At 65.3% G+C, this 20,208-nt stretch carries 19 protein-coding genes; 17 read left to right on the plus strand and 2 right to left on the minus strand.

All coding sequences use genetic code 11. The annotated features are described in order from the left end of the window. Positions 1–315 precede the first annotated feature (315 nt). From urtA to IN820_RS03630, 14 genes are all read left to right on the plus strand, one after another. Complete coding sequence (urtA, locus tag IN820_RS03565; protein ID WP_376779328.1) at positions 316–1,485, plus strand: urea ABC transporter substrate-binding protein; 1,170 nt, start codon at positions 316–318, stop codon at positions 1,483–1,485. 96 nt (positions 1,486–1,581) lie between these two features. Beyond that, positions 1,582–2,499 carry an urea ABC transporter permease subunit UrtB gene (urtB, locus tag IN820_RS03570; RefSeq protein ID WP_193679657.1) on the plus strand — a complete coding sequence of 306 codons (918 nt, stop codon included), beginning with the start codon at positions 1,582–1,584 and terminating at the stop codon, positions 2,497–2,499. 46 nt (positions 2,500–2,545) lie between these two features. Next, positions 2,546–3,745: an urea ABC transporter permease subunit UrtC gene (gene urtC, locus IN820_RS03575; RefSeq protein ID WP_193679658.1), complete on the plus strand. Its 1,200-nt coding sequence runs from the start codon at positions 2,546–2,548 to the stop codon at positions 3,743–3,745. After that, positions 3,742–4,494 (plus strand): urea ABC transporter ATP-binding protein UrtD, encoded by a 753-nt coding sequence (gene urtD, locus IN820_RS03580; RefSeq protein WP_193679659.1) that lies wholly within the window; start codon positions 3,742–3,744, stop codon positions 4,492–4,494. The genes urtC and urtD overlap by 4 nt, the downstream gene beginning before the upstream one ends. 265 nt (positions 4,495–4,759) lie before the next feature. After that, positions 4,760–5,449 (plus strand): urea ABC transporter ATP-binding subunit UrtE, encoded by a 690-nt coding sequence (gene urtE, locus IN820_RS03585; protein ID WP_193679660.1) that lies wholly within the window; start codon positions 4,760–4,762, stop codon positions 5,447–5,449. 236 nt (positions 5,450–5,685) lie between these two features. Continuing rightward, the gene (fmdA, locus tag IN820_RS03590; protein WP_193679661.1) at positions 5,686–6,915 is read left to right on the plus strand and encodes a formamidase; all 1,230 of its coding nucleotides are present in this window, start codon (positions 5,686–5,688) and stop codon (positions 6,913–6,915) included. A gap of 201 nt (positions 6,916–7,116) precedes the next feature. Next, a complete protein-coding gene (locus IN820_RS03595; RefSeq protein ID WP_193679662.1) occupies positions 7,117–7,464 on the plus strand; it encodes an FmdB family zinc ribbon protein in 348 nt (115 codons plus the stop codon). A gap of 259 nt (positions 7,465–7,723) precedes the next feature. Continuing rightward, the gene (locus tag IN820_RS03600) at positions 7,724–8,764 is read left to right on the plus strand and encodes an aliphatic amidase (protein WP_193679663.1); all 1,041 of its coding nucleotides are present in this window, start codon (positions 7,724–7,726) and stop codon (positions 8,762–8,764) included. A gap of 190 nt (positions 8,765–8,954) precedes the next feature. Beyond that, positions 8,955–9,980 (plus strand): AAA family ATPase, encoded by a 1,026-nt coding sequence (locus IN820_RS03605; RefSeq protein ID WP_193679664.1) that lies wholly within the window; start codon positions 8,955–8,957, stop codon positions 9,978–9,980. A gap of 119 nt (positions 9,981–10,099) precedes the next feature. Beyond that, positions 10,100–10,975, plus strand: coding sequence for a YihY/virulence factor BrkB family protein (locus IN820_RS03610; RefSeq protein ID WP_193679665.1), 876 nt, complete (start codon positions 10,100–10,102; stop codon positions 10,973–10,975). A gap of 169 nt (positions 10,976–11,144) precedes the next feature. Beyond that, entirely contained in the window at positions 11,145–12,260 is a 1,116-nt protein-coding gene (locus IN820_RS03615; RefSeq protein ID WP_193679666.1) for a glycosyltransferase family 4 protein, read from the plus strand. Beyond that, positions 12,253–13,014 (plus strand): DUF2334 domain-containing protein, encoded by a 762-nt coding sequence (locus IN820_RS03620; RefSeq protein WP_193679667.1) that lies wholly within the window; start codon positions 12,253–12,255, stop codon positions 13,012–13,014. Before IN820_RS03615 ends, IN820_RS03620 begins: the two co-directional genes overlap by 8 nt. Continuing rightward, on the plus strand, positions 13,011–14,003 hold the full coding sequence (locus IN820_RS03625; protein ID WP_193679668.1) for a lysylphosphatidylglycerol synthase transmembrane domain-containing protein: 993 nt from the start codon (positions 13,011–13,013) through the stop codon (positions 14,001–14,003). Before IN820_RS03620 ends, IN820_RS03625 begins: the two co-directional genes overlap by 4 nt. Positions 14,004–14,096: 93 nt before the next feature. Then, positions 14,097–14,288 carry a CsbD family protein gene (locus tag IN820_RS03630; protein WP_193679669.1) on the plus strand — a complete coding sequence of 64 codons (192 nt, stop codon included), beginning with the start codon at positions 14,097–14,099 and terminating at the stop codon, positions 14,286–14,288. Positions 14,289–14,463: 175 nt separating this feature from the next. On the opposite strand, the gene fdxA is transcribed toward IN820_RS03630, so the two are convergent. Together fdxA and mutS are read right to left on the minus strand one after the other, a co-directional pair. Next, positions 14,464–14,787: a ferredoxin FdxA gene (gene fdxA / locus IN820_RS03635; protein ID WP_003285709.1), complete on the minus strand. Its 324-nt coding sequence runs from the start codon at positions 14,785–14,787 to the stop codon at positions 14,464–14,466. A 122-nt stretch (positions 14,788–14,909) separates the two neighbouring features. After that, positions 14,910–17,510: a DNA mismatch repair protein MutS gene (gene mutS / locus IN820_RS03640; protein ID WP_193679670.1), complete on the minus strand. Its 2,601-nt coding sequence runs from the start codon at positions 17,508–17,510 to the stop codon at positions 14,910–14,912. Positions 17,511–17,710: 200 nt separating this feature from the next. Between mutS and IN820_RS03645 the strand changes: the two genes are divergently transcribed. The 3 genes from IN820_RS03645 (at position 17,711) to recX (ending at position 19,808) form a co-directional block, all read left to right on the plus strand. Next, positions 17,711–18,208 (plus strand): CinA family protein, encoded by a 498-nt coding sequence (locus tag IN820_RS03645; RefSeq protein ID WP_193679671.1) that lies wholly within the window; start codon positions 17,711–17,713, stop codon positions 18,206–18,208. 83 nt (positions 18,209–18,291) lie between these two features. Further along, entirely contained in the window at positions 18,292–19,335 is a 1,044-nt protein-coding gene (gene recA, locus IN820_RS03650; RefSeq protein ID WP_193679672.1) for a recombinase RecA, read from the plus strand. A gap of 5 nt (positions 19,336–19,340) precedes the next feature. Beyond that, a complete protein-coding gene (gene recX, locus IN820_RS03655) occupies positions 19,341–19,808 on the plus strand; it encodes a recombination regulator RecX (protein ID WP_193679673.1) in 468 nt (155 codons plus the stop codon). The last annotated feature ends 400 nt before the right edge of the window (positions 19,809–20,208 follow it).

Below are 20,208 nucleotides of genomic sequence, written 5' to 3' on the forward strand. Positions count from 1 at the left end.
GTGCGCAAGGCGCCTGTGGCGGCTCCGGTGACCAGGCCGCGGCGCCGGCCGTGCTCCATACGGGCGCAAGGATGCACCAGTAGCGTTCCGGCACGGATACGTCAGATGACGTATCCCGTTACGTCATCCTGCGTATACCCCGGCCCGCCCGCCGAGCCCATTCTTGCTCCCGACCCGATGCCGGCCCGCAGCAGCCAGGCTGCCGCAAGCCATGCACGGCCCACCGAGACAGGAGCAATCATCATGGATTCAAAACTGACGGGTTCGTCACGCCGCCTTCCCCGCCGGCTCGCGCAGGGGGCTGCGGCACTCTCGATGCTGGCGATGAGCATCTTCGCCTCGACCGCCAGCGCCGAGGTCAATACCACGGGGCTCGCCGTCACCGATACGGAAGTGGTGGTCGGGCAGCTGCATTCGGCCACCGGCACCATGGCCATTTCCGAAACCGGCTCGATCCAGGCCGAGCGTCTGGCCATCGAGCAGATCAACGCCTCGGGTGGCATTCTCGGTCGGCAGATCAAGGTGATCCAGGAAGACGGCGCCTCCGACTGGCCGACCTTCGCCGAGAAGGCCAAGAAGCTGCTGGAACGCGACAAGGTCGCCGCGGTGTTCGGCTGCTGGACCTCGGCTTCGCGCAAGGCGGTGTTGCCGATCTTCGAACGCGAGAACGGCCTGCTCTACTACCCGACCTTCTATGAAGGCCTGGAGCAGTCGAAGAATGTCGTCTACACCGGCCAGGAGGCCACCCAGCAGATCCTCGCCGGCCTCGACTGGGTCGCCAAGGAGAAGGGCGCCAAGACCTTCTACCTGCTCGGCTCGGACTACATCTGGCCGCGCACCTCGATGAAGATCGCCCGCAAGCACATCGAGAACGTGCTCGGCGGCAAGGTGGTGGGCGAGGAGTATTACCCGCTGGGCAATACCCAGTTCGGCTCGCTGACCAACAAGATCAAGCTGCGCAAGCCCGACGTGATCTTCGCCGCGGTGGTCGGTGGTTCCAACGTCGCCTTCTACAAACAGCTCAAGGCCGCCGGCATCACCGCGGACAAGCAGACCCTGCTGACCCTGTCGGTCACCGAGGACGAACTGCTGGGCATCGGCGGTGAGAACATGGCCGGCTTCTACGCCTCCATGAAGTATTTCCAGAGCCTGGACAACCCGAACAACGCCGAATTCGTCAAGGCCTTCAAGGCCAAGTACGGCAGCGACGCGGTGATCGGCGACGTGACGCAGGCCGCCTACCTCGGCCCGTGGCTGTGGAAAGCGGCGGTGGAGAAGGCCGGCAGCTTCGACGTCGACAAGGTGGTCGCCGCTTCCGCCGGGCTGGAACTCGATACCGCGCCGGAAGGCTACGTCAAGGTGCACGAGAACCAGCACCTGTGGAGCAAGACCCGCATCGGCCAGGTGCAGGCCGACGGCCAATTCAGCGTCGTCTACGAGTCCGATCTGATCGAACCGAATCCTTTCCCGAAAGGCTATCAGTAACAGCAGCGACAAGCTGCAAGCCTCAAGCGGCAAGTGGAGAGCGCTCTGCTTGCAGCTTGTGGCTTGGCGCTTGCGGCTTCTTGCGAGGGTTTTCTTATGGAATGGCTATCGGAGTTTGGCGCCATCGCGGCCATGCAGGGCTTCAACGGGCTGTCGGTGTTCTGCGTGCTGCTGCTGATGGCGCTCGGCCTGGCGATCATCTTCGGCCAGATGGGGGTGATCAACATGGCCCACGGCGAGTTCCTCACCGTCGGCGCCTACACCACCTATCTCGTTTCGGTGCTGACGCTCAAGTACCTGCCCGAGCTGCAGCCCTACTATTTCTTCGTCGCCATCGTGCTGTCCTTCGTGATCGCCGGCGCGCTGGGCTGGCTGGCCGAGTGGGCGCTGATCAGCAAGCTCTACCACCGCCCGTTGGATACGCTGCTGGCGACCTGGGGCCTGTCGCTGGTGATGCAGCAGGCGTTCCGCTCGATCTTCGGTGCCCGTGAGGTCAGCGCCAGCATGCCGGACTGGCTGATGGGCTCGTTCAACCCCACCGACGCCATCGACATCCCGCGCAACGGCCTGTTCGTGATGGCCGTGACGCTGCTGCTGACCGCGGCGATCTTCTTCCTGCTGTACCGCTCGCGCTGGGGCCTGCAGGTGCGCGCCACGGTGCAGAACCGGGTGATGAGCCGCGCGGTGGGGATCAATACGAAAAAGGTCGATCGCATGACCTTCGCCCTCGGCTGCGGCGTGGCCGGGGTCGCTGGCGCGGCGTTCACCACCATCGGCTCGACCGGGCCGACCTCCGGTTCGCTGTACATCGTCGACACCTTCCTGGTGGTGGTCTTCGGCGGCGCCGCCAGCCTGTTCGGCACCATCGCCTCGGCGTTCTCCATCGCCCAGACGCAGTCCATCGCCGAGTTCTTCATCAGTGGCTCGATGGCCAAGGTGCTGACCCTGTCGGCGGTGATCCTGATCCTGATGCTGCGCCCGCAGGGGCTGTTCTCCATCAAGGTGCGCAAATGATGAGCAGGTTTTTTGTGGCGATGGCAAACGACGTGAGGGCCAGGGCATGAACTCGACACTCGATAAATTCTTCGGTGGCAAGCAGGGGGGCATCGGCCTGCTGGTGCTCGCCGCGCTGATCCTGGTGGTGTTCCCGCTGGCGCTCGACAGCTTCCGCCTGAACATGGTCGGCAAGTACCTGACCTACGCCTTCGTCGCCGTCGGGCTGGTGCTCTGCTGGGGCTATGGCGGCATTCTCAGCCTCGGCCAGGGGATCTTCTTCGGCCTCGGCGGCTACTGCATGGCGATGTTCCTCAAGCTCGAGGCATCGGACCCCGAGAGTACCAAGATCCAGTCCACGCCCGGCATCCCGGACTTCATGGACTGGAACCAGATCACCGAACTGCCGTTGTTCTGGCAGCCATTCCAGAGCTTCGGCTTCACCCTGCTGGCGGTGGTGGCGGTACCGGCGATCCTCGCGCTGGTCATCGGCATGGCGATGTTCAAGCGCCGCGTGGGCGACGTGTACTTCTCCATCGTCACCCAGGCGATCGCGGCGATCCTGACCATCCTGATCATCGGCCAGCAGGGCCTGACCGGCGGGGTCAACGGCATCACCGACCTGAAGACCCTGCTCGGCTGGGACATCCGTACCGACGAGGCGAAGATCATCCTCTACTTCGTCAATGCGGCGCTGCTGCTCGGTTGCATCCTGATCGGCCGCTTCATCCTCGCGTCCAAGCTCGGGCGTCTGCTGATGGCCATGCGCGACAAGGAAGAGCGGGTGCGCTTCTCCGGCTACGACGTGGCCAGCTTCAAGATCTTCGTGTTCTGCGTGGCGGCGAGCTTCTCGGCCATCGGCGGGGCGATGTTCACGCTGCAGGTGGGCTTCATGTCGCCGAGTTTCGTCGGCATCGTGCCGTCGATCGAGATGGTCATCTTCGCCGCCGTGGGCGGGCGCATGTCGCTGCTCGGCGCGGTGTATGGCGCGCTGCTGGTGAACTACGGCAAGACGGTGTTCTCCGAGAGCTTCCCCGAACTGTGGCTGTATTTCATGGGTGGCCTGTTCATCGCCGTCGTCATGTATTTCCCCAACGGCCTGGCCGGCCTCTGGCACAGCCATGCCAGCAAATGGCTGGCGCGGCTGCGGCTGCCGAGCCGACGACAACCACCGGCCGCGGCGGCGCAACCAGCCGAGCAGCCGCCGGCCTCGGGAGCCGGAACGATCGATGCGGTTCCCGCCAAGCAACTGGAGAGCACCCCATGACTGGATTTCAGATGCCCAAACCGGTGCTGGCCATCGAGGGCCTGACGGTTTCCTTCGACGGCTTCAAGGCGGTGGACGACCTGAACCTCTACCTCGATCGCAACGAGGTACGGGTGGTGATCGGCCCCAACGGCGCCGGCAAGACCACGGTGCTCGACCTGATCTGCGGCAAGACGCGGGCCACCAGCGGTTCGATCCAGTTCGACGGTCGCGAGCTGACCAAGATGAAGGAGTTCGACATCGTCCGCGCCGGGGTCGGACGCAAGTTCCAGAACCCCTCGATCTACGAGAACCTCAGCGTGTTCGAGAACCTGGAAATGTCCTATCCGGCCGGGCGCAAGGTGTTCGGTGCGCTGTTCTTCAAGCGCAGCGCCGAGGTCATCGCGCGGGTGGAGGAGGTCGCCGCGGAAATCGGTCTCGCCGGGCAACTGCACAGCGAGGCCGGGCTGCTTTCCCATGGCCAGAAACAATGGCTGGAGATCGGCATGCTGCTGATGCAGGACCCGGAACTGTTGATGCTCGACGAGCCGGTGGCGGGCATGAGCGTCAGCGAGCGGGCGCAGACCGCCGAACTGCTCAAGCGCATCAGTCAGGGCCGTTCGGTGCTGGTGATCGAGCACGACATGGAGTTCGTCAAGAGCATCGCCCACAAGGTCACGGTGTTGCACCAGGGCAAGGTCCTGGCCGAAGGCAGCATGGATGCGGTGCAGAACAACCCCAAGGTGATCGAGGTGTACCTGGGGCACTAGTGGGTTGGGTTGAGATGGGGTGAGGTAGGTTGGGTTGAGCGTAGCGAAGCCCAACGGACACCCCACCCCAACCCCGAAGCTCCGCCGGCCCCTCTTGTTGGGCTTCGGCGCAAAAGCGCCTCAACCCAACCTACGGCACGAGGGCGGGCCCATTCCTCGGTTCGCGCAGCGAAGCCCAACAGGCGAACGCCGCCCGACGCCATAGCCATGCCGCACACCATTCGCACCACGCCACAAACAACCCACATGCATGAAGGAGTTCAGCATGTTCAAGATCAGCAACCTCGCTTCCGGCTACGGCCAGAGCCAGATTCTCCACGACGTCAATCTCGACGTCGCCAAGCAGGAAATCGTCGCGGTCATGGGCCGCAACGGCATGGGCAAGACCACGCTGTTCAAGACCCTGATGGGCATCGTGCCGCAGATGGGCGGCAGCGTGCAGGTCGATGGCCAGGAGGTCGCCGGGCTGGAAACCCACCAGCGGGTGGCCAGCGGCGTGGCCTACGTGCCCCAGGGGCGGATGATCTTTCCCAGCATGACGGTGCTGGAGAACATCCAGACCGGCCTGCCGGCCTCGGCCGGCGGCCAGGTGCCGGAGGATCTCTACGCGCTGTTTCCGGTGTTGCACGAGATGCGCAAGCGCAAGGGCGGCAATCTCTCCGGCGGACAGCAGCAGCAATTGGCCATTGCCCGTGCGCTGGCGACCAACCCCAAGGTGCTGCTGCTGGACGAGCCCACCGAGGGCATCCAGCCGTCGATCATCAAGGACATCGCGCGCACGTTGAAGGAGATCCGCTCGTTGCGCGACCTCACCATCGTGGTGTCCGAGCAGGTGCTGTCCTTCACCATGGAAATCGCCGACCGCTTCCTGGTGATCGAAAAGGGCCGCTTCGTGCTGGAGGAAAGCGCGGCCAATGCCGACGAGGCGACCATCAGTCGGTATCTGTCGGTTTAGAAGCAGCGGCAAGCTTCAAGCTGCAAGCGACAAGTAAAAGCGGGAGCCGAGGAACTGCGGAGTTGCAGGGCCTCGGCTTTTGCCTTTTCTTGAGGCTTGAGGCTTGAGGCTTGAGGCTTGAGGCTTGAGGTTGCCCTACGTCATCCAACGTATTTTCCCGCCGACCGATACGGCGAAGACTAGGCCCGTACTCAGCGCAACGCTGATTTTCCTTCCACGGTCCTAGGAGCCTCGTCATGACCGATACCCTGATCAAGGTCGATTTGAACCAGCCCGCCCCCGAGAACGAGCAGATCCACAACCGCTGGCATCCGGACATCCCGATGGCCTGCTGGGTGAACCCGGGCGACGATTTCATCCTCGAGACCTACGACTGGACCGGTGGCGCGATCAAGAACGACGACGACGCCAGCGACGTGCGCGACGTCGACCTCTCCACCGTGCATTACCTCTCCGGCCCTGTGGGCGTGAAGGGCGCCGAGCCGGGCGACCTGCTGGTGGTCGACCTGCTCGACATCGGCACCAAGCAGGATTCGCTGTGGGGCTTCAACGGCTTCTTCTCGAAGAGCAACGGCGGTGGCTTTCTCACCGACTACTTCCCCGCGGCGCAGAAGTCGATCTGGGACTTCGAGGGCATGTTCACCAAGAGCCGGCACATCCCCGGCGTGCGCTTCGCCGGCCTGATCCACCCCGGCCTGATCGGCTGCCTGCCGGACCCGAAACTGCTGTCGGCGTGGAACGAGCGCGAGCAGGCGCTGATCGACACCAACCCGACCCGCGTGCCGCCGCTGGCCAACCCGCCGTTCGCCACCACCGCCCACGCCGGCAAGGCCTCGGGCGCGCTGCGCGACAAGATCGCCGCGGAGGGCGCACGCACCGTGCCGCCGCGCGAGCATGGCGGCAACTGCGACATCAAGGACCTGTCGCGCGGCTCGAAGATCTTCTTCCCGGTCTATGTCGACGGCGCCGGGCTGTCGGTCGGCGACCTGCACTTCAGCCAGGGCGATGGCGAGATCACCTTCTGCGGCGCCATCGAAATGGCCGGCTGGGTGCACATGAAGGTCGAGCTGATCAAGGGTGGCATGGCCAAGTACGGCATCAAGAACCCGATCTTCAAGCCCAGCCCGATCGTGCCCACCTACAACAACTACCTGATCTTCGAAGGCATCTCGGTGGACGACGCCGGCAAGCAGGCCTACCTGGACGTCAACCTGGCCTACCAGCAGGCCTGCCTGAACGCCATCGAATACCTGAAGAAGTTCGGCTACTCCGGCGCCCAGGGCTACTCGCTGCTCGGCTCGGCGCCGGTGCAGGGGCACATCAGCGGCGTGGTCGACATCCCCAACGCCTGCGCCACGCTCTGGCTACCGACCGACATTTTCGAGTTCGACATCAACCCGAGCGCCGCCGGCCCGATCAAGCACCTCGACGGCAGCATCGACATGCCCATCGCGTACGACAAATGACCGGAACGTAGGTTGGGTTGAGGCGCGAAGCGGCGAAGCCCAACGAGACACCGAGCTTCCGCCCCACGCCGTGGTTTGCTGTGCCGAAACTCCAACGTCATGGCGGAAGGGTTGCCCGCGCTCGTTGGGCTTCGCTCCGCTCGACCTCGGCGGCCCCACCCAACCTACGCCCCCCACCCGCCGTTCTCGAGGACGATCAGCATGCCCATATACGAATACGACTGCGCCGCCTGCGGCGATTTCACCATGCTGCGGCCGATGGCCGACCGCGACCAGCCGTGCGCCTGCCCGGCCTGCGGCGGGCAGACCCAGCGGGTGATCCTCAGCGCGCCGGGCCTGGCCACCATGGCCGGAAGCCAGCGCCGCGCCATCGAGACCAACGAACGCAGCGCCCACGCGCCGCAGTCGCTGGCCGAGTACAAGGCCAACCGCAAGCACGGCGCCGGTTGCAGCTGTTGCGGCCCGAGCAAGCCGAACACACCCACCAAGGCCAACCCGCACGGGCTCAAGACCAGCCCCTCGGCGCGGCCGTGGATGATCAGCCACTAGAAGCAGCGGCAAGTTGCAGGTCTCAAGCGACAAGTAGGGCGTGCGTGGATGCTCGCTCCGCTCTTGCTTGAGGCTTGCAACCCGTAGGGTGGGCTTTAGCCCACCAGCGTTCACATCGGTCCCTTGAATGGTGGGTTGAAGCCCACCCTACGTTCTAGAAGCAGCGGCAAGCCACAAGCGACAAGTAGCGCGTGCGGGATGCTCCCCCGCTCTTGCTTACAGCTTGTAGCTTGCGGCTTGAAGCTTGAGGAGGTTTTTCATGCGTCACGGAGATATTTCCAGCAGTCCCGATACCGTCGGCGTCGCCGTGGTCAACTACAAGATGCCGCGCCTGCACACCAAGGCCGAGGTGTTGGACAACGCCCGCAAGATCGCCGAGATGATCAAGGGCATGAAGCTCGGCCTGCCCGGCATGGACCTGGTGGTGTTCCCCGAATACAGCACCATGGGCATCATGTACGACCCCGGCGAGATGATGGAGACCGCCGCCACCATCCCCGGCGAGGAGACCGCGATCTTCTCCGCCGCCTGCCGCGAGGCGAGGACCTGGGGCATTTTCTCGCTGACCGGCGAGCGCAACGAGGATCCGGCCAAGGCGCCGTACAACACCCTGGTGCTGATCAATGATCAGGGCGAGATCGTGCAGAAGTACCGCAAGTGCATCCCCTGGTGCCCGATCGAGGGCTGGTACCCCGGTGACCGCACCTACGTCAGTGATGGCCCGAAGGGCATGAAGATCAGCCTGATCATCTGCGACGACGGCAACTATCCGGAGATCTGGCGCGACTGCGCGATGAAGGGCGCCGAGCTGATCGTGCGTTGCCAGGGCTACATGTACCCGGCCAAGGAGCAGCAGGTACTGATGTCCAAGACCATGGCCTGGGCCAACAACTGCTACGTGGCGGTGGCCAATGCGGCGGGCTTCGATGGCGTGTACAGCTACTTCGGCCACTCGGCGATCATCGGCTTCGACGGCCGCACCCTGGGCGAATGCGGCGAAGAGGAGATGGGCATCCAGTACGCCCAGCTGTCCATCTCGCAGATCCGCGACGCGCGCGCCAACGACCAGTCGCAGAACCACCTGTTCAAGCTGCTGCACCGTGGCTACACCGGCGTCTACAACTCCGGCGATGGCGACAAGGGCGTGGCCGACTGTCCGTTCGAGTTCTACCGCACCTGGGTGCTGGATGCCGAGAAGGCGCAGGAGAACGTCGAGGCCATGACCCGCGGCACCGTCGGCGTCGCCGATTGCCCGGTATACGAACTGCCGCACGCCGGCAAGGAAAAAACGGCGGGGTGACCAGGCCGTATCGCCGTAGGTTGGGTTGAGGAGCGCAGCGACGAAGCCCAACGAGCGGATATCGTCCCGACTCCGAGCTGCGCCGAATGCGCGCCATGCCGGGTGTCCGCTTCAGCTTCCAATCCGTATCGGCGCCCGCTCGTTGGGCTTCGCTGCGCTCAACCCAACCTACGAAACTACGAGACACCCCATGCCATTCGTCAACGAGCTTATCGATCACAACCGGGAACAGGCCGCCCGAACCATGGCCGGCACGTCGCGCTTGCTGTTCGACCCCGCCGAGGTCATGAGCCTGCTGCGCAGCCGCATCGTCGGCCAGGATGCCGCGCTCGGCGCGGTGGAATCGATGCTCCAGGTGATCAAGGCCGGCATCGGCGACCCCGAGCGGCCGCTGGCGGTCAACCTGTTCCTGGGTCCCACCGGCGTCGGCAAGACCGAGATCGTCCGGTTGCTGGCGCAGGCCATCCATGGCCGGCCGGACGCCTTCTGTCGTATCGACATGAACACCCTGGCCCAGGAGCATTACGCCGCCGCGCTCACCGGCGCGCCGCCGGGCTACGTCGGCAGCAAGGAGGGCACGACGCTGTTCGACGTCGAGGCCATCGCCGGCAGTTTCAGCCGACCGGGCATCGTCCTCTTCGACGAGCTGGAGAAGGCCAGCCGGGAGGTGGTGCGCAGCCTGCTCAACGTGCTCGACAGCGGCCAGCTGACGCTCGCTGCCGGCACGCGGCGAATCGACTTTCGCAACAGCCTGATCTTCATGACCAGCAACATCGGCGCGCAGGAGGCCGCCGAGTACCGTTCGCGCTTCCAGCGTGGCTGGCGCCGCGCGCTGCGCGTGCGGCCGCGCGGCGAGGGCGAGCGGGTGGAGCGGGCCTTGCACCGGCATTTCGAACCGGAATTCCTCAACCGGATCGATCGCATCCTGACCTTCGCGCGCATCGACGGGCAGTGGCTGGAGGCGCTGCTGGATATCGAGCTCGGCAAGCTCGAGCAGCGGCTGCGCAAGACCGGGCGCGAGCTGATCGTCACCGGCCCGGCGCGGGACTGGCTCTGCAGCGGCCACGACGCCCGCTTCGGCGCGCGCGATCTGGCGCGCCGGTTGCGGACCCGGCTCGAGCCGGCGCTGGCCGAGGCAATGCTGGGCAACCCGGACTGTCAGCGGTTCAAGGCCGAGGTCGGTGCCGGTCAGTTGCAGGTCAGAGTGCTGCGCTGATCGGCGCCACACGCGCTCGCTCCTCCGGGCTTCGCTCGGCCAGCGGCAGCTCTCGCCCGAACTCTTGCGCGGCGCCATCGTCCCAATTCAGACAGTTCTGTTCCGGTTTGGGGGGTGGCATGGCAATCCTGGATACGCGCGGGCTCGGAGTGATGACCCTGTTCAAGCGCACCTTCAAGGAATTCAGCAACGACGACATGTCCACCTATGCCTCGGCGCTGGCCTATCGGGCGCTATTCTCGCTGTTCCCCTTCCTGCTCTTTCTCATGGCCCTGCTGGGTTTCCTGCACCTGCCGGAATTCTTCGCCTGGTTGCGCGAGCAGGCCTCGCTGGTGCTGCCGCCGGTGGCGATGGACCAGGTCAACCCGGTCATCGATCAGTTGCAGGACCAGAAGAGCGGCCTGCTCTCCATCGGTATCCTGGTTGCGCTGTGGACGGCCTCGGTGGGCGTCCGCTCGTTGATGAACGCCATGAACAAGGCCTACGGCGTGGAGGAAGGTCGCCCGGACTGGAAGCTGACGCTGCTGTCGCTGGTCTACACCGTGGGCATCGCCATCATGCTGCTGCTGGCCGCCGGCCTGATGGTGATGGGGCCGCAGGTGATGGGCTGGCTCGCCGAGCAGGTCGGCCTGAAGGATATCGTGGTGCTGCTGTGGAACTGGCTGCGCTGGCCGATCGCGGTATTGCTGATGATGCTGGTGGTGGCGGTGCTGTACTACGTCGCGCCGGACGTCGAGCAGGACTTCCGCTTCATCACGCCGGGGTCCGCGCTGGCGGTAATCGTCTGGATCATCGCCTCGATCGGCTTCGGCATCTATGTGCAGAACTTCGGTAACTACGATGCGACCTACGGCAGCATCGGTGCGATCATCGTGTTGCTGCTGTATTTCTACATTTCCGCCGCGGTGCTGCTGCTCGGCGCCGAGCTCAACGCGGTGATCGAGCATGCCTCGGACGAGGGCAAGGACCCCGGCGACAAACGCCTCGATTCCTAGCGCCCGCTGCCGGCCCGGCGGTGCGAACGACTCTCCAGCCTAACGGTCATTTATTGCAACAAAGAGCCCTTCGCAAGGGACGTTCGGGCGGCCGTACCTATGACCGTGCGACGCCCGCCCGATGGGTGTTGCGCAGGGCCCGCAGAGGACCGAACGGAGACGCTGTATCTTGCATATTGCCGACATGACCATGTTCTACGCACCCGCCAGCGGTGGCGTGCGCACCTACCTCGAGGCGAAACACCGTCGACTCCAGCTTTACTCGGGCGTCCGCCACAGCATTCTGGTACCGGGCAGTGGCTATGGCCACGACAGCGGTATCTACCAGGTGCCCGCGCCGGTGCTGCCGTTCGGCAAGGGCTACCGTTTTCCGGTGCGCCGGGCGCCCTGGCGCAATCTGCTGCGCTCGCTGCGCCCCGACCTGATCGAGGTCGGCGATCCCTACATGACCGCCTGGGCCGCGCTGGATGCCGGGCGCCGGCTGGATGTGCCGGTGATCGGTTTCTATCACTCGGACTTGCCGCTGCTGGTCAGCAACCGGATCGGCAACTGGCTGGGCGCCAACCTGAACGGCTATGTCTCGCGCCTGTATGGCAGCTTCGACCGGGTACTCGCGCCCAGCCAGGTGATGGCCGACAAGCTCATCGCGCTGGGCGTGAAGAACGTCTTCGTGCAGCCGCTGGGGGTCGACCTCGACACCTTCCAGCCCGGCCGCCGTGCCCCGGACCTGCGCGCCGAGCTGGGGCTGGCGGACGATACCCGGCTGATGATCTTCGCCGGCCGCGGCTCGCGGGAAAAGAACCTGCACATCCTGCTGGACACCGCACGCCAGCTGGGCAAACCCTACCACTTGCTGCTGGTGGGCTCGAGCATGCCGCACAGGGTGCCGGACAACGTGACGGTGATCGATCGCTTCTGTCCCGCCAGCGAGGTGGCACGGTTGCTCGCCAGCAGCGATGTGCTGCTGCATGCCGGCAACCAGGAAACCTTCGGCCTGGTGGCGCTGGAGGCCATGGCCAGCGGCATTCCGGTGGTGGCGGCCCGTGCCGGTGCGCTGCCCGAACTGGTGCCCTTCCACAGTGGACGGTTGTGCCGGCCGCTGGATGCGCGCGCCATGGCCCAGGCCGTGCGTGAGCTGTTCGAGATCGGCCCGCACCTGCTCGGCCTGCAGGCGCGCCAGCACGTCGAGGCGCATCATGCCTGGGACGCAGTGGTGGCCGGGCTGCTCGCGCATTATCACGCGGTGCTCGGCACGGTCGATTCGCCGGTCGCCATGCATGTCTGAGCGCGCACTGATGCTGGTGCTGCACGACGTGGCACCGGAAACCTGGGCGGACTACCGGCCCTTCGTCGAGGCCGTGGATGCCATCGGCGGTGTGCCGATGACCTGGCTGGTGGTGCCGGATTTCCATAACCGCAACCCATTGCAGGCGCATCCGGACTTTCGCCGCCTGCTCGACGGGCGCCTGGCGCGCGGCGACGAGCTGGTGCTGCACGGTTGTTATCACGCCGATCGGGCGCCATTGCCGCGCACGCCGAAGGACTGGTTCATGCGCCGGGTCTACACCCATGAAGGCGAATTCTATTCGCTGGACGAGGCGGCGGCGCGCGAACGGCTGGGGCAGGGGCTGGCGCTGTTCCGGCGCTACGACTGGCCGTTGCACGGCTTCGTCGCACCGGCCTGGCTGATGAGCCCGGGCAGCCGCCGCGCGCTGGCCGGCAGCGGGCTGCTGTACACCAGCGATCCGCGGCACTTCTACCTGCTGCCGGACTTCGCGCCCATCACGGCGCCGGGGCTGGTATGGAGCGCGCGCAGTGCCTGGCGCCGCGGCATGTCCTGGCTGGTCAGCGAACGGCAGTTGCGCCACTGCCGCCAGGCGCCACTGTTGCGCCTGGGCCTGCATCCGGTCGACATGCGCCATGACTTCTCGCGGCGCTACTGGCTGGAGTTGTTGAAGCGCCTGCTGCGCGAGGGCCGGCAGCCGACCACCAAGATCGATTGGTTGCGCCAGTACACGTGGTCGAGTTCGGCGGCATGAACCGCCGCTGGTGGTTGCTGCTCGGCGCACTGCTCGCCGCGGCGCTGATTCCGCTGCTACTGGGCGGCAGCGGGTTGTTCGAACGCCTGTGGCGTTTCCCGGCCAGCCTGCTGGTGACCATGCTCGGCATGATCCTGCTGGGCTGGTATCTCAACGCCTTGCGCCTGCGGCTGTTGCTGGGGCGGCGCAAACTGGGGCAGCGGCGCGCGTTCGGCATCGTCATCGCCACCGAGTTCGCCATCTGCGCCACGCCGGGTGGCGCCGGTGGGCCGCTGACCCTGATGGCACTGCTGATGCGCCAGGGCGTGGCGCCGACGAAGGGCACCGCGACCTATGCGGTCGAACAGCTGAGCGATCTGCTGTTCTTCGCCTGTGCGCTGGTCGGCGTGCTGTTCTATGCGCTGACCCATGCGCTGAACGCCTATATCGCCAGCCTGCTGGGCTTCAGCGCGGCGCTGCTGATCGGCGTGATGGTGCTGCTGGCACTGCTCGGGCGCTTTCATCGGCAGGTATTCCTGCTCAATGGCTGGCTGGTCACGCGCCTGGGCATGCAGGCCTCGCGCAAGCGCCGCTGGGCGCGCAAGCTGCTGGGTTTTCGCAATGCGCTGGTCGACTGCTTCCGGCTGCCGCGAAGGATTCTGCTGGCGGTGTTCGGCTTGACGATCCTGCATTGGCTGCTGCGTTACAGCGTGCTCTACCTGACGCTGCAGGGGCTGGGCAGCGAAATCGCCTGGGCCTGGACTTTCCTGGTGCAGCTGCTGGCGCTGACGGCCGGGCAGCTCAGCCTGCTGCCCGGCGGGGCGGGCAGCGCCGAGCTGGCCTCGGCGGCGCTGCTGACGCCGATGGTGGGCAAGTCGACCACCGCGGCGGCGATCCTGATCTGGCGCTTCGTGACCTATTACCTCTACCTGATCGTCGGCGCGCCGGTATTCCTCCACCTGGCTGGCCGGCCCTTGCTGCGCCGGCTGCTGCGCGCGCGACAGGCCTGAGGCGGTACGCGATCCGATGGCCGGGAGAAACTATCGCTTCGCCTGGCCGGTCCACCCTTGTGTCATCAATGAAACGAAGAAGCGAGGTCCGCGATGAGCAGTACCGAAGACAAGATCAAGGGCAACACCAACGAAGCCGTCGGCAAGATCAAGCAAGGCGTGGGCGAAGCCAGCGACAACTCGAGCCTGAAAGGCGAGGGCCAGCGCCAGGAAGTCAAGGGCGATGCCCAGCAGGTCAAGGGTGAGGTGAAAGACACCCTGAAACAAGGCATCGACAAGGCCTGATAGCGCTGCCTGGTGGGTAATGCAGATGCCGCGCATCGGGGTAAGCCCAAGGCGGCGCTGCGGCAAGGTCAGAGCATTCCTGCTTGCCCCCGGAATTCGGGGCTGGCGTGATGGTGAACGAAAATGCCCGCATCGCTGCGGGCATTTTTCTGCGTGACCGGGAAAGGCTGGAGAATCAGCGCTCCAGATACTGCAGCTTGTCCTTCACACCGTCCCATTCTTCGGCATCGGCCAGCGCATCCTTCTTCTCGGTGATGTTCGGCCAGACTTCCGCCAGATCGGCGTTCAGTTCGATGAACTCCTGCTGATCCTCCGGCACTTCGTCTTCGGAGAAGATCGCCTGGGCCGGGCACTCCGGCTCGCACAGGGCGCAGTCGATGCATTCGTCCGGGTGGATCACCAGGAAATTCGGGCCTTCATAGAAGCAGTCCACCGGGCAGACTTCCACGCAATCGGTGTATTTGCACTTGATGCAGTTGTCGGTGACGACGAAGGTCATTTCTAGCTATCTCCTCAGGCGTGTCAGGTTGGCGTTGCGGTGACGCCCCTGCGGCTAGGCGGCATCAGGCTAATGCCGCATATCCAAAAAATGCGCGCGATTCTAGCAGCTTTCTGCGTGTATCAAATGCGCGATTTCAAGCTGTATAGCAGCTCCAGGGCCTGACGCGGGGTCACGTCATCGGGATCGATCCTGCCCAGTTCCTCGATCACCGGGTGCGGCAGGCTGGCGAACAGGTCGTTCTGCATGGGTGGCGCAGGCTGGCCGGGCGCTATTCTCGGTGCTTCGTGGGGCAGGCTGGTGGTTTCCAGCCGCGACAGATGGTCGCGTGCGCGCTGGATCACCTCGCCCGGTACGCCGGCCAGTTGCGCCACCGCCAGGCCATAGCTCTGGCTGGCGGGGCCCGGCAGTACATGGTGGAGGAAAACGATGCGCTCGTTGTGCTCGGTGGCCGACAGGTGCACGTTGGCCACCACCGGCTCGCTTTCCGGCAGCACGGTCAGCTCGAAGTAATGGGTGGCGAACAGCGTGAACGCACGCAGTTTCGCCAGGTGTTCGGCCGCCGCCCAGGCCAGCGAGAGACCGTCGAAGGTGCTGGTGCCGCGACCCACCTCGTCCATCAGCACCAGGCTGCGGTCGCTGGCGTTGTGCAGGATGTTGGCGGTTTCGCTCATTTCCACCATGAAGGTGGAGCGTCCGCCGGCCAGGTCGTCGGAGGAGCCGATGCGGGTGAAGATGCGATCGACCAGCGACAGCTCGCAGGCCGCCGCCGGAACGAAACTGCCGATCTGCGCCAGCAGCACGATCAGCGCGGTCTGGCGCATGTAGGTGGATTTGCCGCCCATGTTCGGCCCGGTGATCACCAGCATGCGGGTGGCATCGTCGAGGCCGAGGTCGTTGGCCACGAAGGGCGTCTCCAGCACCTGCTCGACCACCGGATGGCGGCCCTGCTCGATGCGCATGCAGGGCTGCTCGACGAAGCGCGGGCGGTTCAGGTCGAGATTCAGCGCGCGTTCGGCGAGGTTGCTCAGTACGTCCAGCTCGGCCAGGGCGGCGGCGCTTTCCTGCAGCGGTGCCAGATGCCCGATGAGCATTTCCAGCAGCGCGTCGTAGAGCAGCTTCTCGCGCGCCAGGGCGCGGCTCTTGGCCGACAGCGCCTTGTCCTCGAATTCCTTGAGTTCCGGGGTGATGAAGCGCTCGGCGCCCTTGAGGGTCTGCCGGCGGATGTAGTCGGCGGGGGCGGATTCGGCCTGCTTGCTCGGCAACTCGATGAAGTAGCCGTGCACGCGGTTGTAGCCGACCTTCAGGTTGGCCAGGCCGGTGCGCGCCTTCTCGCGGATTTCCAGGTCCATCAGGTACTGGCCGGCGTTCTCGGAGAGCGATTGCAGCTCGTCCAGCTCGGCGTCGTAACCGGTCTTGAGCACGCCGCCGTCGCGGATCACCGCTGGCGGGTTGTCGATGATCGCCCGGGCCAGCAGCTCGGCCAGCTCGGGATAGGTGGAAATGCTCGTCGCCAGCGTATTGAGATGCGGCGCGACCAGGTCCTGCATGCCGCTCTGCAGTTGCGGCAACGCGGCCAGGGCATCGCGCAGGCGCGCCAGGTCGCGCGGGCGGGCGTTGCGCAGGCCGATACGGGCGAGGATGCGCTCCAGGTCGCCGATGTCCTTGAGCTGCGGCTGCAATTGTTCGAAGCGGTAGTGCTCCAGCAGGCAGGTGATCGAATCCTGGCGTGCCTCGAGGATCTCGCGGTTGCGCAGCGGGCGATTCAGCCAGCGGGTCAAGAGGCGCGAGCCCATGGCGGTCTGGCAGCGGTCCATCACCGATTGCAGGGTGTTGTCGCGGCCGCCGGAGAGGTTGACGTCCAGCTCCAGGTTGCGCCGGCTGGCGCCGTCGAGGACCACCGTGTCGTCGAGGCGCTCATGGCGCAGGCTGCGCAGGTGGGGCAGGGCGGTGCGCTGGGTTTCCTTGGCGTAGGCGAGCAGGCAGCCGGCGGCGCCGATGGCCAGCGTCAGGTTCTCGCAGCCGAAGCCCTTGAGGTCCTGGGTGGCGAACTGTTGGCAGAGGCTCTTGAAGGCCGAGTCGCGATCGAAATCCCACGGCGCGCGACGGCGCACGCCACGGCGCTTCTCCAGCGGCAGGCCCTGCGGCCAGTCGTCGGGGATCAGCAGCTCCGCCGGGCTCAGGCGCTCCAGCTCGGCGAGCAGGGTTTCCCAGCCCTTGAGCTCCTGCACGCTGAAGCGGCCGCTGGCGATGTCCAGCACCGACAGGCCGAACAGCTTCTCGTCGCCGACCACCGCGGCGAGGAAATTGTCGCGGCGCTCGTCGAGCAGCGCCTCGTCGCTCACCGTGCCGGGGGTGATGATGCGTACCACCTGGCGCTCCACCGGTCCCTTGCTGGTGGCCGGATCGCCGATCTGCTCGCAGATCACCACCGATTCACCGAGCTTCACCAGGCGCGCGAGATAGCCCTCCGCCGAATGGAAGGGAATGCCGGCCATCGGAATCGCGGTGCCCGCCGACTGGCCGCGTGCGGTGAGGGTGATGTCCAGCAGCGCGGCGGCCTTCTTGGCGTCGTCGTAGAACAGCTCGTAGAAATCGCCCATGCGATAGAACATCAGCTGGTCCGGATGCTCGCGCTTGAGCTTCCAGTACTGTTGCATCATGGGCGTGTGGGCGGAAAGGTCGGAGTTGCCGGAGGTGTGGGCGGTTTGTCTTTTTGACATGCGGGGAATCTGTCTGATGCTCAGCCGGTTTTGCCGGGCATTGTCCGAGCCTGGCCTCTCTTCGGCAACCGTTGGCGGCGATAGGGGGGGCGTGGTTCCTGTTTCGATCCGTACCGTTCGCTCGATTCGGCGCCGCGCGTGCTGAAGTGCGTGGCCAGCTGGTGTAGGGTATCGCCCTGCTTATATTCAGTGGAGCTTCGATGAATCTGACCGATCTCGCTGTGCGGCTGGGCGATGTCCTGCAGCGCCTGGGGGCGCAGGTCACTACGGCGGAATCCTGCACCGGCGGCGGGATCGCCGAAGCCATCACCCGGATCGCCGGAAGCTCGGCCTGGTTCGAGGCCGGCTACGTGACCTATTCCAACGCGCAGAAAATCCTGCAGCTCGGCGTGCCCGCGAAGTTGTTCGAGCAGGTGGGAGCGGTCAGCGCCGAGGTGGTGCAGGCCATGGCGCATGGCGCCCAGCAGCGCAGCGGCGCCCGTTTCGCCGTGGCGGTCAGCGGCATCGCCGGGCCGGGCGGCGGCACGGTGGACAAGCCGGTGGGCACGGTGTGGATCGCCTGGGCCGATGCCGAGCAGCTGCACGTCCGGCGTTATCTGTTCGCCGGCGATCGCCAGGCGGTGCGCGAGCAGACGGTGGCGGCCGCGCTGGAAGGACTGTTGCGCCTGGCGGCCGGAGAAAATCCGGCTCGGGGCTAGGCGAGTAAATTCGGCTATGCTCTAATACTGTCTACTTATACAGTTGTTGTGGCCTCCGGCCCTCTTGATCAAGTGAGGATTCGATGGACGAGAACAAGAAGCGCGCCTTGGCTGCGGCCCTGGGCCAGATCGAAAAGCAGTTCGGCAAGGGTGCGGTGATGCGCATGGGTGATCATGATCGCCAGGCGATTCCGGCCATTTCCACCGGCTCGCTGGGGCTGGATATCGCGCTCGGCATCGGCGGCCTGCCGAAAGGCCGTATCGTCGAGATCTATGGCCCGGAGTCGTCGGGCAAGACCACGCTGACGCTGTCGGTCATCGCCGAAGCGCAGAAGATGGGGGCCACCTGTGCCTTCGTCGACGCCGAGCACGCGCTGGATCCGGACTATGCCGGCAAGCTGGGCGTCAACGTCGACGACCTGCTGGTGTCGCAGCCGGATACCGGCGAGCAGGCGCTGGAAATCACCGACATGCTGGTGCGCTCCAACGCGGTGGACGTGATCATCGTCGACTCCGTGGCGGCCCTGGTGCCCAAGGCCGAGATCGAAGGCGAGATGGGCGATGCCCACGTCGGCCTGCAGGCGCGCCTGATGTCCCAGGCGCTGCGCAAGATCACCGGCAACATCAAGAACGCCAACTGCCTGGTCATCTTCATCAACCAGATCCGCATGAAGATCGGCGTGATGTTCGGCAGCCCGGAAACCACCACCGGTGGTAATGCACTGAAGTTCTACGCTTCGGTGCGCCTGGATATCCGCCGTACCGGTGCGGTGAAGGAAGGCGACGAGGTGGTCGGCAGCGAAACCCGCGTCAAGGTGGTGAAGAACAAGGTGGCGCCGCCGTTCCGCCAGGCCGAATTCCAGATCCTCTACGGCAAGGGCATCTACCGCAACGGCGAAATCATCGACCTCGGCGTGCAGCAGGGCCTGGTCGAGAAGTCCGGTGCCTGGTACGCCTACAAGGGCAGCAAGATCGGCCAGGGCAAGGCCAACGCCGCCAAGTACCTGGAAGACAATCCGGAGATCGGCCGCGAGATCGAGCAGCAGATTCGCGAGAAACTGCTGGTTGTCAGCGGTGGCAGCAAGGCGAACGTGGTCAGCGAAGACCTGGTCGACGCCGACCTCTGATCCGCATGCCGGTCGTGCTCGATAACCCCGCCGCGGTGCGGCGGGCGGCCATGGACCTGCTGGCCCGGCGCGAGCACGGACGCGTCGAGCTTTCCCGCAAGCTGCGCCAACGCGGCGCCCCGCCCGAATTGATCGAACAGGCCCTGGGTCGTCTCTGCAGCCAGGGCCTGCTGTCCGAATCCCGTTACCTCGAAAGTTTCGTCAGGAGCCGCGCCAATGCCGGCTACGGCCCGTTGCGCATCCGTGAGGAGCTGGCCCAGCGTGGACTGCCCCGCGCGGATATCGAGCAGGCATTGCGCGACAGCGGCTTCGACTGGAGCGAGCAGCTGCGCGATGCCTGGCAACGCAAGTTCGCCGGCCGGCTGCCTGCGGACGCCCGCGAACGCGCGAAGCAGGGACGTTTTCTCAGCTACCGGGGCTATCCGCTGGAGCTGATCGGCCGGTTGCTGCGTGGCGGCGGTTCAGGCGACTGAGCACCTTGCTCGCAGGTTGCCAAGGTCTGCAAGACCAACGGTTGCCCTGTTGCCGGCCGATGGCTCGTATTGAATTGAACCGAGATGGATCATTCTTCCAACTGACCTAGCGTGCCACGTTGGGTTGAGGCGCGTAGCGACGAAGCCCAACACCACGCGAGAAAGGTGGCCTTCCGCGTACCGAAATCCATATCTTACGAATACGTTGCCTGATGATCGCCAGCAAGCTGGCTCCACAACTTAATGCCCGGTGAGTTCGTAGGGTGGGCAACGGCGAAGCCTTGCCCACGCGTTTGCCGGGTATGAACGCGGATTATCCTTGGCTATGTCTGAGCTGGCTGTTGCGGATAGACGTACCCCCTGTGGAGCGGGCCATGCCCGCGAATATTCCAGCGCGCAA

It is taken from the genome of Pseudomonas lopnurensis (genome assembly GCF_015070855.1).
Taxonomy (GTDB): domain Bacteria; phylum Pseudomonadota; class Gammaproteobacteria; order Pseudomonadales; family Pseudomonadaceae; genus Stutzerimonas; species Stutzerimonas lopnurensis.

Excerpts from the sequence above, each read along its gene's own strand:
- IN820_RS03630 (WP_193679669.1), top strand. The coding sequence starts at position 14,097 with ATGAGCAGTACCGAAGACAAGATCAAGGGCAACACCAACGAAGCCGTC.
- urtB (WP_193679657.1), top strand. The coding sequence starts at position 1,582 with ATGGAATGGCTATCGGAGTTTGGCGCCATCGCGGCCATGCAGGGCTTC.
- IN820_RS03610 (WP_193679665.1), top strand. The coding sequence starts at position 10,100 with ATGGCAATCCTGGATACGCGCGGGCTCGGAGTGATGACCCTGTTCAAG.
- IN820_RS03620 (WP_193679667.1), top strand. The coding sequence starts at position 12,253 with ATGTCTGAGCGCGCACTGATGCTGGTGCTGCACGACGTGGCACCGGAA.
- IN820_RS03605 (WP_193679664.1), top strand. The coding sequence starts at position 8,955 with ATGCCATTCGTCAACGAGCTTATCGATCACAACCGGGAACAGGCCGCC.
- IN820_RS03645 (WP_193679671.1), top strand. The coding sequence starts at position 17,711 with ATGAATCTGACCGATCTCGCTGTGCGGCTGGGCGATGTCCTGCAGCGC.
- urtA (WP_376779328.1), top strand. The coding sequence starts at position 316 with ATGCTGGCGATGAGCATCTTCGCCTCGACCGCCAGCGCCGAGGTCAAT.
- urtE (WP_193679660.1), top strand. The coding sequence starts at position 4,760 with ATGTTCAAGATCAGCAACCTCGCTTCCGGCTACGGCCAGAGCCAGATT.
- urtC (WP_193679658.1), top strand. The coding sequence starts at position 2,546 with ATGAACTCGACACTCGATAAATTCTTCGGTGGCAAGCAGGGGGGCATC.
- mutS (WP_193679670.1), bottom strand. The coding sequence starts at position 17,510 with ATGTCAAAAAGACAAACCGCCCACACCTCCGGCAACTCCGACCTTTCC.
- IN820_RS03595 (WP_193679662.1), top strand. The coding sequence starts at position 7,117 with ATGCCCATATACGAATACGACTGCGCCGCCTGCGGCGATTTCACCATG.
- fdxA (WP_003285709.1), bottom strand. The coding sequence starts at position 14,787 with ATGACCTTCGTCGTCACCGACAACTGCATCAAGTGCAAATACACCGAT.
- recX (WP_193679673.1), top strand. The coding sequence starts at position 19,341 with ATGCCGGTCGTGCTCGATAACCCCGCCGCGGTGCGGCGGGCGGCCATG.
- urtD (WP_193679659.1), top strand. The coding sequence starts at position 3,742 with ATGACTGGATTTCAGATGCCCAAACCGGTGCTGGCCATCGAGGGCCTG.
- IN820_RS03600 (WP_193679663.1), top strand. The coding sequence starts at position 7,724 with ATGCGTCACGGAGATATTTCCAGCAGTCCCGATACCGTCGGCGTCGCC.
- IN820_RS03625 (WP_193679668.1), top strand. The coding sequence starts at position 13,011 with ATGAACCGCCGCTGGTGGTTGCTGCTCGGCGCACTGCTCGCCGCGGCG.
- recA (WP_193679672.1), top strand. The coding sequence starts at position 18,292 with ATGGACGAGAACAAGAAGCGCGCCTTGGCTGCGGCCCTGGGCCAGATC.
- fmdA (WP_193679661.1), top strand. The coding sequence starts at position 5,686 with ATGACCGATACCCTGATCAAGGTCGATTTGAACCAGCCCGCCCCCGAG.